This window comes from Stenotrophomonas veracruzanensis (genome assembly GCF_032911525.1).
Classification (GTDB): domain Bacteria; phylum Pseudomonadota; class Gammaproteobacteria; order Xanthomonadales; family Xanthomonadaceae; genus Stenotrophomonas; species Stenotrophomonas africana.
Window position 1 is genome coordinate 92248 of record NZ_JAWJTI010000008.1, and the last position, 14431, is coordinate 106678.

General features: G+C 67.0%; 17 protein-coding genes. 9 read left to right on the forward strand and 8 right to left on the reverse strand.

What is annotated here, in order from left to right:
* Positions 1-376 precede the first annotated feature (376 nt).
* Genes R1H25_RS08345 through gspH form a run of 3 tightly spaced genes read right to left on the reverse strand, consistent with a single transcriptional unit; the run spans position 377 to position 1793 of the window.
* Positions 377-991 carry a prepilin-type N-terminal cleavage/methylation domain-containing protein gene (locus R1H25_RS08345; RefSeq protein WP_317223323.1) on the reverse strand — a complete coding sequence of 205 codons (615 nt, stop codon included), beginning with the start codon at positions 989-991 and terminating at the stop codon, positions 377-379.
* Positions 988-1350, reverse strand: coding sequence for a type II secretion system minor pseudopilin GspI (gene gspI, locus R1H25_RS08350; protein ID WP_317223324.1), 363 nt, complete (start codon positions 1348-1350; stop codon positions 988-990). Before gspI ends, R1H25_RS08345 begins: the two co-directional genes overlap by 4 nt.
* On the reverse strand, positions 1347-1793 hold the full coding sequence (gene gspH, locus R1H25_RS08355; RefSeq protein ID WP_057500750.1) for a type II secretion system minor pseudopilin GspH: 447 nt from the start codon (positions 1791-1793) through the stop codon (positions 1347-1349). The genes gspI and gspH overlap by 4 nt, the downstream gene beginning before the upstream one ends.
* A 103-nt stretch (positions 1794-1896) precedes the next feature.
* On the opposite strand from gspH, the gene R1H25_RS08360 reads away from it, so the two are divergent.
* Positions 1897-2373 (forward strand): hypothetical protein, encoded by a 477-nt coding sequence (locus R1H25_RS08360; RefSeq protein ID WP_317223325.1) that lies wholly within the window; start codon positions 1897-1899, stop codon positions 2371-2373.
* 90 nt (positions 2374-2463) lie between these two features.
* On the opposite strand, the gene R1H25_RS08365 is transcribed toward R1H25_RS08360, so the two are convergent.
* Positions 2464-2799 (reverse strand): hypothetical protein, encoded by a 336-nt coding sequence (locus R1H25_RS08365; protein ID WP_317223326.1) that lies wholly within the window; start codon positions 2797-2799, stop codon positions 2464-2466.
* 201 nt (positions 2800-3000) lie between these two features.
* Here R1H25_RS08365 and R1H25_RS08370 point away from each other — a divergent pair, with 201 nt between their 5' ends.
* The 6 genes from R1H25_RS08370 to R1H25_RS08395 all read left to right on the forward strand — a co-directional run bounded on the left by R1H25_RS08370 (position 3001) and on the right by R1H25_RS08395 (position 9784).
* Complete coding sequence (locus R1H25_RS08370; protein WP_317223327.1) at positions 3001-4617, forward strand: ShlB/FhaC/HecB family hemolysin secretion/activation protein; 1617 nt, start codon at positions 3001-3003, stop codon at positions 4615-4617.
* 38 nt (positions 4618-4655) lie between these two features.
* A complete protein-coding gene (locus R1H25_RS08375) occupies positions 4656-6440 on the forward strand; it encodes a DUF2341 domain-containing protein (protein ID WP_317223328.1) in 1785 nt (594 codons plus the stop codon).
* A 10-nt stretch (positions 6441-6450) separates the two neighbouring features.
* Positions 6451-6864 carry a biopolymer transporter ExbD gene (locus tag R1H25_RS08380; RefSeq protein ID WP_005409874.1) on the forward strand — a complete coding sequence of 138 codons (414 nt, stop codon included), beginning with the start codon at positions 6451-6453 and terminating at the stop codon, positions 6862-6864.
* A gap of 39 nt (positions 6865-6903) precedes the next feature.
* Positions 6904-7569, forward strand: coding sequence for a cell envelope integrity protein TolA (locus tag R1H25_RS08385; RefSeq protein WP_317223329.1), 666 nt, complete (start codon positions 6904-6906; stop codon positions 7567-7569).
* Between the two features lie 42 nt (positions 7570-7611).
* Positions 7612-9357 carry a putative porin gene (locus tag R1H25_RS08390; RefSeq protein ID WP_317223330.1) on the forward strand — a complete coding sequence of 582 codons (1746 nt, stop codon included), beginning with the start codon at positions 7612-7614 and terminating at the stop codon, positions 9355-9357.
* Positions 9358-9454: 97 nt separating this feature from the next.
* On the forward strand, positions 9455-9784 hold the full coding sequence (locus R1H25_RS08395; protein ID WP_005409871.1) for a hypothetical protein: 330 nt from the start codon (positions 9455-9457) through the stop codon (positions 9782-9784).
* 28 nt (positions 9785-9812) lie between these two features.
* Here R1H25_RS08395 and R1H25_RS08400 read toward each other — a convergent pair whose 3' ends face one another.
* The 4 genes from R1H25_RS08400 to R1H25_RS08415 all read right to left on the reverse strand — a co-directional run bounded on the left by R1H25_RS08400 (position 9813) and on the right by R1H25_RS08415 (position 12642).
* On the reverse strand, positions 9813-10211 hold the full coding sequence (locus tag R1H25_RS08400; protein WP_049448031.1) for an OsmC family protein: 399 nt from the start codon (positions 10209-10211) through the stop codon (positions 9813-9815).
* A gap of 116 nt (positions 10212-10327) precedes the next feature.
* Complete coding sequence (locus R1H25_RS08405; protein WP_317223331.1) at positions 10328-10969, reverse strand: hydrolase; 642 nt, start codon at positions 10967-10969, stop codon at positions 10328-10330.
* Positions 10970-11022: 53 nt separating this feature from the next.
* Positions 11023-11703, reverse strand: a complete 681-nt coding sequence (locus R1H25_RS08410; protein WP_317223332.1) for a hydrolase — start codon at positions 11701-11703, stop codon at positions 11023-11025.
* A 72-nt stretch (positions 11704-11775) separates the two neighbouring features.
* Positions 11776-12642: a pirin family protein gene (locus R1H25_RS08415; protein ID WP_317223333.1), complete on the reverse strand. Its 867-nt coding sequence runs from the start codon at positions 12640-12642 to the stop codon at positions 11776-11778.
* Positions 12643-12792: 150 nt separating this feature from the next.
* Between R1H25_RS08415 and R1H25_RS08420 the strand changes: the two genes are divergently transcribed.
* Together R1H25_RS08420 and R1H25_RS08425 are read left to right on the forward strand one after the other, a co-directional pair.
* Positions 12793-13719, forward strand: a complete 927-nt coding sequence (locus R1H25_RS08420; RefSeq protein ID WP_317223334.1) for a LysR family transcriptional regulator — start codon at positions 12793-12795, stop codon at positions 13717-13719.
* Between the two features lie 128 nt (positions 13720-13847).
* Positions 13848-14348 carry an RNA polymerase sigma factor gene (locus tag R1H25_RS08425; RefSeq protein ID WP_317223335.1) on the forward strand — a complete coding sequence of 167 codons (501 nt, stop codon included), beginning with the start codon at positions 13848-13850 and terminating at the stop codon, positions 14346-14348.
* Positions 14349-14431 lie beyond the last annotated feature (83 nt).

Here is a 14431-nt window from a genome sequence, read left to right on the forward strand (position 1 = left end):
AGGTGCCGACCTTGGTCGGCAGTAGATCCACGCCATGCATGGATGCGACGGATCCGAAAGAACGAACAGAATCGGGCCAGCCGCCACGGAACGGTGGCGGCCCCAGCCAGGACGGCACCGAGGGCAGGGAGCGGCCATCAGCGGTGAGGACCACCGACACGGCGCCGCCGGGTGCGGGAGAGCACCCGGCGGCAGGAGGGACGCGCGCATGTGTCACGGTGGATTCCGACCTTGGTCGGTAGATCCACGGCATGCGTCGATGGCTTGGCCAGCTTCAGTGCCGACCAAGGTCGGCACCCACCAGAGCAGGCGTGGCAGCAGGACCCGCTCGGCAGTAGATCCACGCCATGCGTGGATGCGGGGCCACGAACGAAGCCTACAGATCCAGCACCCGCCGGTAACTCAACGGCCCACGCCCATCGCGCAGGCCCAACCGCAGTTCCAGCCCGGTGGCCGGCAGCACTTCGTCGTCGCTGGGCAACATCGCCCACCCGGCACCCGGCTGCCACGCCCGCACCTCGAACCGCTGCACATCGCGCGCAACCGCGATTCCCTTCGACAGATCCGGCGCCGGCAGCGGATACCGGTCCGTGGCCGCACCACTGGCCCGCCACAGCGTATTGCCTTGCCGCCACCAGCGCACACGTTGCCAGTGCAGCCCATCGCTGCCGACACTGCGGGTGACTTCCAGCGCGAAGCTCCCATCCGGATGCCGCTCGCTCACCAGCGAAGGAGGCAGCAGCCGCTGCCGTTGGTCGGCCGGGCGCACCGCGCCATTCATCAGCGCATCGTCCGCACGCATCTCGATGTCGCGCTGGAACTGCTGTAGCACGCGCAGCGCCGTCGTGGTCTCTGCATCGGCCTGGCGCAGTCGCTGGTCGCTGCTGGCCACGCTGTCGAGCGCCCGCCAGCAGATCAGTGCCAGTACACCCATGATGGTGATCGCAATCATCACCTCGATCAGGGTGAAACCGCGCACGGAACGGTTCATTGCGCCGCCGTCCACGGCAACTGCATTCGCGCCAGCGACTGCCGCGGAGCATCCTCGGCAACCACACTCAGTTCCAGCTGCGGCTGGCCGTCGCTACCCCTGCCCAGATGCTGAAGCACCAGGAAGCTGCCGCGCCCCTGCACGCAGCGCTGCCGGGCATCCCGCGGTTCCTGTCCGCTCAGGCGCAGTTCCTGCCAGCGATCCTGCGCGCACATCAGTGCCAGGCGGCGATCCCGCAGCCGTGACTGATCGTCGGTCGCCACTGCCACCGAGCGCATCACCGCTGCCAGCGCAATCGATACGATCGCCAATGCAATCAGCACTTCGATGAGGGTGAATCCGCGCGCCGCCTGTTTCATTGCACGACCTGCAACTGACCGCTGCCATCATCACGAAGACGCAGTCTGCGGCCGTCCAGCGACAGTCCAAGCTCCCAGGCGATACCGATCCACTCCGGGCTCAGCTCAATGGGGTTGGCGGGCTGCACCGCGATGCCCGTCGCCTGCCACCTCTGCGGGCGCAGCAGATCATCGCGTTCAACGGTCACCCAGCGGCTGCCTTCGCGGCGGCTGAAACGATAGCCGTTGGCGTCGGCCTGCCAACGCAGCGGGCGGCCATCGATGCGCGCCTCATCGCGCGCCACCTGCAGGCGCTGCGCCAACCGCTCGGCTTCCTGTCGGAGCTGCCGGCCCGGGTCGAGCAGGCTGCCCAGGCCCAGCCCGATCCCGGCCGTGCAGATGCCGATGATCACCAGCACCACCATCAGTTCCAGCAGGGTGAAGCCACGCGGCACGCGCTGCATCGACGTTGCCTCCTGTCCGGGTCGATACCTGCCAGCGTAGGCCGGCATGATGAAACAAAAGCGTCAGCCGCAGCTGCTAGCGTAGGCGGACACGAACGTGGCGATGGTGTGGAACATGGATGGCAGGCGCTGGGATCGCAATCGAATGTTGACCCTGCTGGCGGCGACGCTGCTGCTGGCCGTGGTGGCCTATTGGAGCGTCACCCTGTCTGCGGTGGCGCCAGCGGCTACAGCCAGCGAAGCGAAAGCCGAGGTGCCGATACGGCCGATGTTCGATGCGGTGGCCAGCCTGCCGCTGGTGCGGTTGCTGTCCCCCGGTGCGGTGCAGACCGAGGTGGTGGTGCTGGGCGTGCTGGCCGGTGACCACGCGCCTTTGGCCCTGCTTTCGGTAGATGGACGCCCGGCGGAAGCGTATGCGCCCGGCCAACGACTCGGACCCTGCACGGTGCTGACCAGCATCAGTGCCAGCGCGGTCGAATTGAACCAGGCCGGGCAATCGCGCAGCCTGCCGGTGCCTGAGCTGCCGCCGTTGCCAGGCGATGGCATCGTGCCGGCCGCTCGGCAGGGCGGCGCTCTGTAGAGCCGAGCCCGCGCTCGGCTGCCTTTGCATGGCTGTTGAAAGGTGTGCAGGAGCAGCCGAGCGTGGGCTCGGCTCTACAGAGGCATGGGCTCAGCGGGCCGGACGCTGCGGTACCACCGAACGACCAAAGGCATCGCCCATGCGCTGTCGTGTGCCTTCCAGGTTGTACTGCATCAGCTGGTTGCCGGGCTGCCGCATCAGCCGTTCGGCCTCGGGTAGCGCCGGTGATTTCGCCGCTTTCGATGCCGGCGCAAGTTTGCGCTGCAGGCAGTCCCACGCCGGAATGCGCTCGCCATTGACCTGTACTTCGATGCAGGGCGCGGCGTCTTCCTGCTTCTTCGTCTCGTCAGCGCGCACCGGGGGCAACACCAGCAGCAGCGCAAGGGTGAGGGCAGCGCGCAGGCCCGCCATCAACGGTTCACGCATCTCGGATCTCCCGCAGCAATCGACGTTCTGCAATGAAGACGTGTGGCGAAGGCGGGGTCCGCCAGCGAGCGTTCTGGCGCTTTCAAAAGATGACAGTGCTGTCACAAAACTGTTGGCGGCTTTGACGCGACGTACACGTCCTGTTGGTAGACCCACGCGCCGCTCCCTGGCCACTCCCTTCGATACGACGCGATGCCTTCGATGAATCCTGTTCCGTGCCGAGCCGTCCGTCTTCCCTTGCGCCTGCATCCACTGGTGCTGGCCCTGGCGGCGATCCCGCTGCCATTGTTAGCGCAGGAGGCGGCGCCTGCCCCCAGCGTGAACATCAATGAATACATCGTGCGCGGCAACACCGTGCTCGATCCGCGCCAGATCGAGCGCGCGGTGGAGCCGTTCCTCGGCCCGGCAAAGACTCTGGCCGATGTCGAGAAGGCACGCGACGCTGTCAATGCGCTGTACCAGCAGGCGGGCTACCAGTCGGTCTACGTGGAGCTGCCTGAGCAGCAGGTCAGTGGCGGCGTGGTGCTGCTGAAAGTGCAGCAGACGCCGATCGGCCAGCTGCGGGTTGTGGGGACGAAGCACGAATCGCCCGAGCGCATCCGCGAACGCGTGCCGGCGCTGGCGGAAGGCAAGGTGCCGGACTTCGACCAGGCGCAGAAGGAACTGACTGCGCTGAACGAGGGCGGGCGCCGCCAGGTGATGCCGCTGGTGCGCGAGGGCCAGGTGCCGGGCACGATGGATGTGGACCTGCAGGTCGAAGAGAAGTCGCCGTGGCGTGCCAGTGCGTCACTCAACAACGACCACAGCGCCGACACCGAGAAGCTGCGCCTGAGTGCATCGCTGGCCTACGACAACCTGTGGAAGCGCGGGCACAGCGCCACCCTCAGCGTGTACCTTGCGCCGGAAGATACAAAGCAGGCCAAGGTGTTCTCGGCCTCGTACACGATGCCGTTCGAAGGCACGCCGTGGAGCCTGGAAGCGTCCGGCTACACGTCCGACAGCCGCGTGTTGAATGCCGGCGGGCAGGTCGGTACCGGCACCGGTACCAATGTGATCGGTAACGGCCATTCGATCGGCCTCAAGCTCAACTACCGCCTTGCCGGCAGCAGCCAGTGGTGGCGCCAGCTCAGCCTCGGTGTGGATTTCAAGGACACCGAGGAAGACACGCAGATGGGCAAGGACAGCCTGAAGACACCGCTGAAGTACGCGCCGATCACCTTGGGGTTTGTCGGCGTGCGCCAGGGCGAGCAGGATCAGTTGAGCATCAACACCCAGCTGGTGGCCGGTACCCGCCGCCTGTTCGGCTATGGCAGCGATGCCATCGGGTTCGGGCAGAAGCGCTACTGGGCGGACCCCAGCTTCGTCGCGTTCAAGGCGGACGTCGCCAACACGCATACCTTCGGCAGCGACTGGCAGTGGTATGCACGCGGGTCGTTGCAGGTGACCGATGCGCCGCTGGTGTCGGCCGAGCAGTTCGCCGCCGGTGGCATGTACACCGTGCGTGGCTACCTGTCGGCCGAAGCGATCGGTGATTACGGCGGCCTGGCCAGCCTGGAATGGCGTACCCCGGCATGGTCGCTGTGGAGCGGTACCGATCTGCGCGTCTACAGCTTTGCCGACGCGGCCTACCTGCGTCTGCGCCAGCCGCTGCCCGAACAGCGTGACAAGTACAACCTGGCCTCGGTCGGCCTGGGCGCACAGCTGCGCCTGGGCGAACACCTGCAACTGCGCCTGGACTATGCCTGGCCCTACGCCGATGGCCCGGTCACGCGCAAGGACGATCCGCGCCTGCATTTCAACATCAGCACCAGTTACTGACCCTTCCCTTGAACATGCGTTCTCCGGAGACCCTTCGCATGGACCGTTTGCTTTCCCGAGTGTTGCTGCTGCTGGCCGCGCTGGTTGCGTTGCCTGCTGCTGCGGCCGATGCCAATTGGTGGCAGGCCGAATGGAAGTACCGCAAGCCGATCACCGTCGACGCCGGCCCGCAGGGCGCGGGCCTTGCCGGTGACCCGGGGCGCACGCCGCTGCTGCTGCGCCTGCATACCGGCAACTTCGGTTTTGACGGCACCCAGGACGCGGGCAACGACCTGCGCTTTGTCTCGGGTGATGGGCGTACCGTGCTGGCCCACCAGATCGAACAGTTCGATCCCAAGCTGGGGCTGGCCCTGGTCTGGGTGGACGTGCCGGCAGTCAGCTCCGCCGCACCGCAGACGATCTGGATGTACTACGGCAACGAGAAGGCCCCGGCCAGCGGCAATGGCCAGCAGGTGTTCGACCCGGACTACACGCTGGTCTACCACTTTGCCGAGGCCAACGCGCCGGCACGCGACACCACCGCCTATGGCAACAACGCCGGTGCCGTGGCGCCGCCGTCCGAAGGCTCGGTGATCGGCCGCGGCGTTCAGCTGGGCGCAGGCCCGCTGCCGCTGCCGGCCAGCGCATCGCTCGCACAGGAGGGGGGCGCGCCGCTCACCGTTTCGGCCTGGATCAAGCCGGGCAGCAACAATGCGGCTCAGGCGGTCTACGCGCGTCGCGACGGCGCGTCCGAGCTGGTGCTGGGCATCGAGAACCGTGTGCCGTTCGTGCAGCTCAATGGCCAGCGCAGCACGCCGGCGCAGCCGATTCCGGAAGGGCAGTGGGCCCACGTTGCGCTGACTGCGGAGAAGGGCGCTCTGCAGCTGTACCTCAATGGGCGCGTGGTCGCCCAGCTGAGCGGCGAGCTGCCGGCGCTGACCACCGCGCCGGTGGTGGGCGCCGATGCGCCGGGCGCGGTGCAGCCGCTGGCCAATTTCGAAGGTGCGCTGGATGAACTGCGCATCTCGCGCGTGGCACGCCCGGCGGCACTGCTGCTCGCCGACGCCACCGCGCAGGGCGCCGATTCGCGCCTGATCAGCTACGGCGCCGACGAGCAGTCGGCCGGGCAGAGCCACTTCGCCTTCATCCTCAAGGCAATGCCGTTCGATGCCTGGGTGGTGGTTGCCATCCTCGGCCTGATGATGCTGCTGTCGTGGGCGATCATGATTGCCAAGGGGCGCCACTTCGGTCGTACCAGCAAGGCCAATGCGGTGTTCACCGAGAGCTTCGGCAAGCTGTCCGGCGTGCCGCTGCGCACCCTGTCCGACATGGACCGCCAGGGCAAGGCACCGACCGCGATGCATGACGGTTCGCTGTGGCGCATCTACCAGGTGGCCATCGATGAAATGCAGCAGCGCCACCAGCGCGACGGCAGCAGTGGTTACCTCAGTGGCGCCACCATTGCGGCGATCCGCGCCTCGATGGACGCGGTGATGGTGCGCGAGCAGGAGGCGATGGCGCGGCGCATGAACTGGCTGTCGACCACCATCGAAGGCGCGCCATACGTGGGCCTGTTCGGTACCGTGATCGGCATCATGCTGGTGTTCGTGGTGGCGGCGATGGCCGGCGCGGTGGACATCAATTCGGTGGCACCGGGGATGGCCGCGGCGCTGCTGTGTACCGCCGCCGGCCTTGGTGTCGCGATCCCGGCGCTGTTCGGCTACAACTACCTGGGCGCGCGTGCCGAGGCGATCGGCGCGGACATGGCGGTGTTCATCGACGAGTTCGCCGCACGCCTGGCCGAAGAGCAGGACGGGCGCGGCCCGGCCGCGGTCCAGGGCTGAGGGGCGCGCCATGGGCCAGAAGGCGAAGTTCGGCATCAAGAAGCGCGAGAAGGGCATCAACGTGACGCCTTTCGTCGATGTGCTGCTGGTGGTGCTGGTGATCTTCATCCTGACCAGCAACGCCTCCATACCCGGCATCGAGGTCAACCTGCCGAAGGCCAGCAACAGCGTCGCGCTGGAGAAGCCGAAGACCAAGGCGATCACCATCGACCCCAGTGGCCAGGTGTTCCTGGATGCCTACCCGGTGACGATGGCCGAGCTGGAAGACCGCCTGCGCACCGAGCGCGCGACCACGCCGGATTTCCCGGTGATCGTGCGCGGTGATGCGCAGGTGCAGTACGCCCGCGTGGTCGAGGTGCTGGACCTGCTGCGGCGGCTGGAGCTGGCCCAGGTCGGCCTGGTTACCGGCAAGGCGCAGGGCTGAGGCATGACGGCCCATCAACCCCCTCGGCCGGAGCCCGGCATGCGCGGTCGCCCGTTGCTGGTGACCGTCGCGCTGGTGCTGGCCGCGTTGCTGGTGCTCGGCATCGCCGTGTGGTGGATGCTGTTCAAGGACACCGCCAGCACCCGCCGGCCGGTGGTGCAGCCGCCGATGCTGGCGCTGCCACCGCCCCCTCCGCCGCCCCCGCCGCCACCGGAAAAGCCGCCGGAACCGGAAACGCCGCCGGAAGAGACCATTCCCGAGCCGGATCCGCTGGATCAGCCGACGCCGGCAGAAGAGCCGACGCCGACCCCGGACAACGCCGACCCGGTAACGATGAACGCCGATGCGCAGGCCGGTGGTGACAACTTCGGCATCCAGTCCGGCAGTGGTGGCGGTTCGTCCGGCGTCGGCCGTGGCGGCGCCGGCAATGCCACCTATGGGCGCTACCTCGGCTATCTGATGCAGCAGGCGATCTCGCGCGACGACAAGGTCAAGCGCCTGGCGTTCCAGCTGCAGGTGAACGTGTGGCTGTCCAACGATGGCCGCCTGGAAAAGGTCGAGCTGGTGCGCGGCAGTGGCAACGAGGAGGCCGACGCGGCCGTGCTCGATGCGCTGCGACGCATCGGCAAGGTCGACCAGGCACCGCCGCCGTCGCTCGATTTCCCCGCCCGCGTGCTGATCCAGGGCCGCCGGCCCGGGGCCTGATTCCCGACCTCCGTGATTTCCCTTCTTTCGATGAGAACCGTGATGAACGACCACGTCCGCGCACGAACCGACTCCCGCCGCCCGCGGCCGGCCCGACGGGCGCTGCTGTGCTGCGCTGTGCTGCTCAGCCTGGCCGCCCCGGCCGGTGCGATGGCCGCAGAAACCACCATGGTCAAGCTGATCAAGGGCCTGATCGCCAGTGGCGCGCTGAAGCCCGAAGACGGCCAGGCATTGCTGGTGCAGGCCGAGGCTGAAGCAGCGGCCGCATCGCGCACCGCGACCACCGTACCTTCGGCCGCCAGTGGTGGCGTGGCCCTGGAAGCCGGCGACGTGCGCGTGCCCTACGTGCCGCAGAGCGTGCGCGATGGCATTCGTGACGAAGTGCGCCAGGATGTGATGGCGCAGGCCAAGTCCGAGGGCTGGGCGGCACCGAACGAAGTGGCTGAGTGGACCAAGCGCATCAAGGTCACCGGTGACATGCGCGTGCGCAGCGAGTCGCGCTTCTTCTCCGAACGCAACAGCGACATCGTGAGCAACTGGTCGTCGATCAATTCCGGCAACGGCTTCGACACCAACACCAACACCAACCTGCAGCTGCCGCCGCTGCTGAACTCCCGCCAGGACCGCCGCAACCTGTGGCGCATCCGCGCGCGCCTGGGTATCGAGGCCACCATCGGCCAGCACACCACGGCCGGCGTGCGCCTGGCCAGCGGCAGCAGCAATGGCCCGGTGTCGACCACCGAGCAGCTGGGTGGCGGCCTGAGCAAGAAGGACGTGTGGCTGGACCAGGCCTGGCTGGCCTACAGCCCGGCCGACTGGGTGACGGTGCGTGGCGGCCGCTTCGGCAATCCGTTCTGGACCAGCGATACGCTGTTCTCCAATGACCTGAACTTCGACGGCCTGGCCGCCAACCTGAAATACGACTTCAACGGGGGAGATCTCGACCTGTTCGGCAACCTTGCGGTGGTGCCGCTGGAGTACACCTCCGACAGCTCGCCGAGCCAGAGCACGGTCAAGACTCCGAACGAGAACAAGTGGCTGTCCGGTGCCCAGGTGGGCGTGAACTGGCGCTTCAACAACGAGAATGCGTTGCGCGCTGCATTGGGCTACTACGACTTCAAGAACATCAGCGGCCGCCTGTCCTCGCCGTGCGCGCTGTATGCGGGCGCGGTTGGCTGCGACACCGACTGGTCGCGCCCGGCGTTCATGCAGAAGGGCAACACCCTGATGCTGATCCGCGACATCGCGCGCAACCCGCTGGATCCGGCCAATACGCCCACCCCGCAGTACGTCGCCCTGGCCTCTGCCTTCCGCCTGGCCACGCTGAACCTGCGCTGGGATACGCAGCTGGCACAGGGCATCGGCCTGCGCCTGGACGGCGACTACATCCGCAACCTGGCCTACGACAAGCAGGCCATGTTCAGCCGCGCCAACAACGGCATCGTCAACAACTACGGCGCCGGCGGCACCGCCAGCATCGATACCTTCCGCAGCGGTGCCACGGCGTGGATGGTGCAGGCCACCTTCGGTGCCACCGAGCTGAAGGAGAAGGGCCAGTGGCAGGCGTTGCTGGGCTACAAGCACATCGAGGCCGATGCGCTGCCCGACGCCTACAACGATCCGAACTTCCACCTCGGCGGCACCAACGCCCGCGGCTACTACGTGGGCGGTGCCTACGCGCTGGACGCGCGCAGCTGGATCAGCGGCAAGTGGATGGCGGCCAAGGAAGTGTCCGGCGCGCCGCTGTCGATCGACGTGTTCCAGCTGGAGTTCAATACCGGCTTCTGAGTGGCGGCGTGATGCGGATCACGTAGTGCGTGGCGGGGGTGCAGCGATGCGCCCGTCTAAGGAAAGGAGACCACGCGTTGTTCAAAAGGAGGAGTGGATGAGCCGTCGCAAGCTGTTCGAGAGTCCCGAACCGTCCAGCCAGATGCTGGGTGTTGGACCGGCCTATGTTTCCGTCGAGGGCCTGCGCCAGCACCTGGCCGAATTCCTGCTGTATGCGGGCCGGCCGGTGGTGATCATGCGCGGGCGCAGCGAAGTGGGCTATTTCCTGCCGGCGCGCTGCTGGCGCCAGCGTGACGATGATCCGCTGGCAGCGGCTGCCGCAGATCAGCTGTTGGACGCGGCCGGGTTCCAGGCCGAAGACATCCAGCAGGTGGAGCAGGAATTCAACGCGATGCGCCAGCGCACCGTGCTGCATTCACGGCGCTGAAGCAGATCCACGCCACGCGTGGATGGGGTTACGCTGCGCTCCCACGCTCACTGGTGATGCGTGCACCTTCGCGCATCACCAGGGTCACTGGGGTCTTTTCCACCACCTCCAGCAACCGCTGCCACTGCGCATCGCTCAGCTCGGCGCTGGCATGCAGTACGCGGTGCACGTGGAAGCGACCATCCGCGTCACGTTCCGAGCGCAGCTCGGCATGGAACTCGCCCAGGTCCCAGCCCTTGCGCTGCGCATACATGCGCAGGGTGATGGCGGTGCACGCTGCCAGCGAGGCCAGGTACAGGTCGAACGGTGCGAAGCCCTTGCCCTGGCCACCCAACGAGGTGGGCTCGTCCGCGTCCACATCGAAGCTGCCATTGCTGATGTGGTGCAGGTAGTTGTCGGCGCTTGAAACAATGCGTGCGTAGGCCATCACGTTCTCCATCTGTCGGTAGCGTCAAGCCATGCTCGAACCAACCCACTGTAGAGTCGAGCCATGCTCGACTGCTGCAAAAAGCGGCGCCAGCCAGGACCGGCGCCACCACCCAATCACTCGGTACGATCGTACGAGAACTGGATGCCCGCCGTACCACCGGTTTCAATGAAAAGGTTCATGAAATCCGGAACCATTGCCGACCGGGCCCAGTCGCGCTGCAGCTCGCAGAACAGCTGCGGCACGCTGATCAGCTGGCCACCGGCCTGTTCGATGCGGCGCAGTGCCGCATCGTGCGCGGCCAGCGAGGTGCCGCCGACGGCGTCGACCACCACATACACCTCATAGCCTTCCTTCAACGCATCCAGGGCCGGGAAAGTCAGGCACGCCTCGGTCCACAGCGCGGTCATGATCAGCTTACGGCGGCCGGTGGCCTCCACCGCCTTGCGGAACTCGACGTCCTCCCAGGAATTGATGGTGGTGCGGTCGTAGGTGGGGTAGTCACCCAGTACCTTGCGCAGCTGCGGAATCGGCGGCTTGTTCAGGCCGGTCTTGACGTTCACCGTCGAATGCACGATCGGCAAACCGTAGGCGACGGCGGCTTTGGCGGTGCCGACGATGTTGTTGACCAGCAGCTGGCGGTCCATCGAGGCGATGGAGTTCACCTGCACCGGCTGGTAGTCGATGATGATGAAGGCGGCATTCTGCGGTGTCAGCAGATGATCGCTGGCCGGGTCGCGGATCGGTTCACTGGACATGGTGGATCTCCTGTTCGGGGGAGTGCCGAGGATCGGCTGTCAACCGGGGCAGCTCAGCTGCGCTGCGAATCCAGTTGTTCGTGGTTCTTCTGCACGTCCTGCGCCTTCAGGTAGCTTTCGATCAGCAGCTGGTAGTTCGGGAAGATCTTCGTGTAGACCTCGGCCCATTGCTGTGCATCGTCGCGGTTCCAGGTGCGCTGGATCTCCGAGGCCACCGCGGCGGTGTCCATCGGCACTACGCCGGCCTGCACCACGCGGGCCAGGGTGATCTCTTCGGCCATCTTCGAGTAGGTACCCGACGCGTCGATGACCGCGAACACCTGGTAGCCATCGGCAACGGCGGCGATCGACGGGAAGGCCATGCACACGCTGGTGATGGTGCCGGCAATGATCAGCTGCCTGCGGCCGGTGGCCTTCACCGCGGCAACGAATTCCGGGTTGTCCCAGGCGTTGATCTCACCCTTGCGCGCCACGTACTGGGCATGCGGGGCGGCGTCGTGGATCTCCGGGATCAGGGGGCCATTCGGGCCCTGCGGAGCCGAGGCGGTGGTGATCACCGGCATCTTTGCCAGCGTGGCCATCTTCGCCAGCGCGGTGGCGTGGGCGCGCACACTGGTGAACGGCATGTCACCGATGGTCTGGAACAGGCCGCTCTGATGGTCGATCAGCAGCATCGCAGCGTTGTCCGGATCGATCACCGGGCGGGCACCGTTGAAGTTGGCGGGGGTACTCATGGTCAGTCTCCTGGAGAAGGTGGGCGGTGGCCCGGAAGGTGCGGCGGGCCGGTGCCCGCCGCATTGAAACGATCAGTGCGCGATCTGGCCGAAGCGGCCGCTGTTGAAGTCGTTGACCGCCTGCGCGATCTCGGCCTGGCTGTTCATCACGAACGGGCCATAGCCCACCACCGGCTCGTCGATCGGCTCACCGCTGAGCAGCAGCAGGGTGGCGTCACTGTCGGCGTCGACGAACACGTCCTCGCCGCTGCGATCGAAGGTGACCAGTTGTGCCTCGCCGACCGGCTGGCCACCGTTGATCCGCACCGTGCCCTTCAGCACCACCAGCGCCAGCGTGCGGCCATCGGCCACCGGCAGTTCGGCGTGGTGCCCCTGCCGCAGGCGGATGTCCCAGACATCCATCGGCGTGTGGGTGCGGGCCGGGCCGGCATGGCCGTCGAAACGGCCGGCGATGACCCGCACGCGGCCGGCGCCCTCAGGCAGATCCAACGAGGGAATGTCGGCGTCGAGCAGGGTCTGGTAGCCCGGCGCGCCCATCTTGTCGCGTGCCGGCAGGTTGACCCACAGCTGGACCATGTCCAGGGTGCCGCCGCGCTTGCTGAACTCCGGCGTGTGGAACTCCTCGTGGAGGATGCCGGAGGCCGCGGTCATCCACTGCACGTCACCCGGGCCGATGGTGCCGCCGGCCCCGGTCGAATCGCGGTGGGCCACCTCGCCCTCATAGACGATGGTGACGGTCTCGAAACCGCGATGCGGATGCTGGCCCACGCCACGCGGGGTATCGCTGGGGGCGAAGGTGTAGGGCCCGGCATAGTCCAGCAGCAGGAACGGACTCAGATGCTGGCCGTGGGTGTTGTAGGAAAACATCGAGCGGGCGGGGAATCCATCGCCCACCCAGTGCGGGCGGGGGGCGCTGTAGGTACCGGTGACACGCTTCATGGCGATCTCCTGGCCGGGGCTGCCGGCCGCTGTTCTTCGTTGCGAAGACGATATCGCCGCGACAATGGGGCCGGTAGACGCCAATATTTGCCGTCATAGTCCTATCTGGTGAACAATGGTCGCAGGCCATGGGCCGCAGGAGATCGCCCCGTGTTCATCGCAGATATCCGCCGTTGTGACCTCAACGACCTGTTCTACTTCGCCATGGTGGTCGAGCATGGCGGCTTCTCGCAGGCCGGTCGTGCGCTGGCCATGCCGAAGTCGAAACTGAGCCGGCGCATCGCGCTGCTGGAGGAACGGTTGGGCGTGCGCCTGATCCAGCGTTCGACCCGGCGCTTCTCGGTCACCGAGGTCGGCCAGGACTACTACCGCCATTGCAAGGCCATGCTGGTCGAGGCCGAAGCGGCCGAAGAAGCCATTGCAATGTCACGCGCCGAGCCGCGCGGCACGATCCGCCTCGCGTGCCCGATCGCGATCCTGCATGCACGCATCGGCACGATGCTGGCCGATTTCCTCGCCCTGCACCCGCAGGTGACGGTGCAGCTGGATGCCACCAACCGGCGCGTCGACGTGGTGGGTGAGGGTGTGGACGTGGCGATCCGCGTGCGACCGCCGCCGCTGGAGGACAGTGACCTGGTGGTACGCGTGCTGGCGCGCCGGGTCTGGTGCACCAGTGCCAGTCCGGCGCTGCTGAAGCGGCTGGGCACGCCGCAGGTGCCGGCCGATCTGGCGATGATGCCGACCGTCGATCTGGCATCGCCCAGCCAGCAGCATGTCTGGGAATACACCGGGCCGGACGATGTGCTGGCCAGCGTGCACCATCGCCCGCGGCTGGTCAGCGATGACATGATCGCGCTGCGCACCGCCGCGGTGGCCGGGGTGGGTCTGCTGATGCTGCCGCGGATGATGATCAGCGACGAACTGGCCAGCGGTGCGCTGGTGCCGGTACTGCCGGAGTGGGTGCCAAAGCATGGCATCGTGCACGCGGTGTTCCCGTCGCGACGTGGCTTGCTGCCCGCGGTGCGTGCGCTGATCGATTACCTCGCCGAGCGCTTCGGGGCGCTGGAGGAACCCTAGGTCTTCCATCCACACCATGCGTGGATGACGTCGGGGCCTCTGCTTGCCGCCTGCGGCCGCGCAGCCCACAATCCACGTCCGGACCGTCGCCATCACGCCCATCATTCCCCGGTCCGGCCTTGGCACCTATGTCTCCCAATGCCCTGGCGCTGGTCGAACTGCTGATCCGCGAGCGCCGTGCGTTGTCTCGCTTCATCGCGCGCTATCTCGACCCGGCCAGTACCGAGGACACCCTGCAGAACCTGTACCTGAAGGCCAGCAGCGTGCCCGGCGACCCGCCCATCCTCGAGCCGCGCGGCTATCTGTACCGGATGGCCTACCACCACGCGCTCAACCGCAGCCAGTCCGACGCCCGCGAGCGGCGTGCGATGGCCGAGTATGCCCTCGACATGGCCGAGGCCAGCCGCGATGGCGAGGCGCAGGCGCTGGACCAGGCGCAGCTGCGCGAGATCACCCAGACCATCCTCGCGCTGCCGGCCCAGGTGCGTGAGTGCTTCGTGCTCAACCGCTACCTGGGCCTGAGCGAGCGCGAGATCGCCGCCAGGCTGGGTATTTCCAAGAGCCTGGTCGGCAAGCATGTGCTGCGCGCGGCGCTGTTGATCCAGCAGCATCAGCAGGGAATCCATTGATGAGCTGCGATTGCCGTGGGCAGATCGCGCCCGCCGTTGTCACAACAGGAAGGCGCACCCGTTCGTGGTGCGGCAGGCCACAA

Bases quoted from the DNA above. Each gene is read 5' to 3' on its own strand.
- R1H25_RS08395 (WP_005409871.1), top strand. From the start codon at position 9,455: ATGAGCCGTCGCAAGCTGTTCGAGAGTCCCGAACCGTCCAGCCAGATG.
- R1H25_RS08405 (WP_317223331.1), bottom strand. From the start codon at position 10,969: ATGTCCAGTGAACCGATCCGCGACCCGGCCAGCGATCATCTGCTGACA.
- R1H25_RS08415 (WP_317223333.1), bottom strand. From the start codon at position 12,642: ATGAAGCGTGTCACCGGTACCTACAGCGCCCCCCGCCCGCACTGGGTG.
- R1H25_RS08370 (WP_317223327.1), top strand. From the start codon at position 3,001: ATGAATCCTGTTCCGTGCCGAGCCGTCCGTCTTCCCTTGCGCCTGCAT.
- gspH (WP_057500750.1), bottom strand. From the start codon at position 1,793: ATGCAGCGCGTGCCGCGTGGCTTCACCCTGCTGGAACTGATGGTGGTG.
- R1H25_RS08390 (WP_317223330.1), top strand. From the start codon at position 7,612: ATGAACGACCACGTCCGCGCACGAACCGACTCCCGCCGCCCGCGGCCG.
- R1H25_RS08360 (WP_317223325.1), top strand. From the start codon at position 1,897: ATGGTGTGGAACATGGATGGCAGGCGCTGGGATCGCAATCGAATGTTG.
- R1H25_RS08425 (WP_317223335.1), top strand. From the start codon at position 13,848: ATGTCTCCCAATGCCCTGGCGCTGGTCGAACTGCTGATCCGCGAGCGC.
- R1H25_RS08375 (WP_317223328.1), top strand. From the start codon at position 4,656: ATGGACCGTTTGCTTTCCCGAGTGTTGCTGCTGCTGGCCGCGCTGGTT.
- R1H25_RS08400 (WP_049448031.1), bottom strand. From the start codon at position 10,211: ATGGCCTACGCACGCATTGTTTCAAGCGCCGACAACTACCTGCACCAC.
- R1H25_RS08410 (WP_317223332.1), bottom strand. From the start codon at position 11,703: ATGAGTACCCCCGCCAACTTCAACGGTGCCCGCCCGGTGATCGATCCG.
- R1H25_RS08345 (WP_317223323.1), bottom strand. From the start codon at position 991: ATGAACCGTTCCGTGCGCGGTTTCACCCTGATCGAGGTGATGATTGCG.
- R1H25_RS08365 (WP_317223326.1), bottom strand. From the start codon at position 2,799: ATGCGTGAACCGTTGATGGCGGGCCTGCGCGCTGCCCTCACCCTTGCG.
- R1H25_RS08380 (WP_005409874.1), top strand. From the start codon at position 6,451: ATGGGCCAGAAGGCGAAGTTCGGCATCAAGAAGCGCGAGAAGGGCATC.
- gspI (WP_317223324.1), bottom strand. From the start codon at position 1,350: ATGAAACAGGCGGCGCGCGGATTCACCCTCATCGAAGTGCTGATTGCA.
- R1H25_RS08385 (WP_317223329.1), top strand. From the start codon at position 6,904: ATGCGCGGTCGCCCGTTGCTGGTGACCGTCGCGCTGGTGCTGGCCGCG.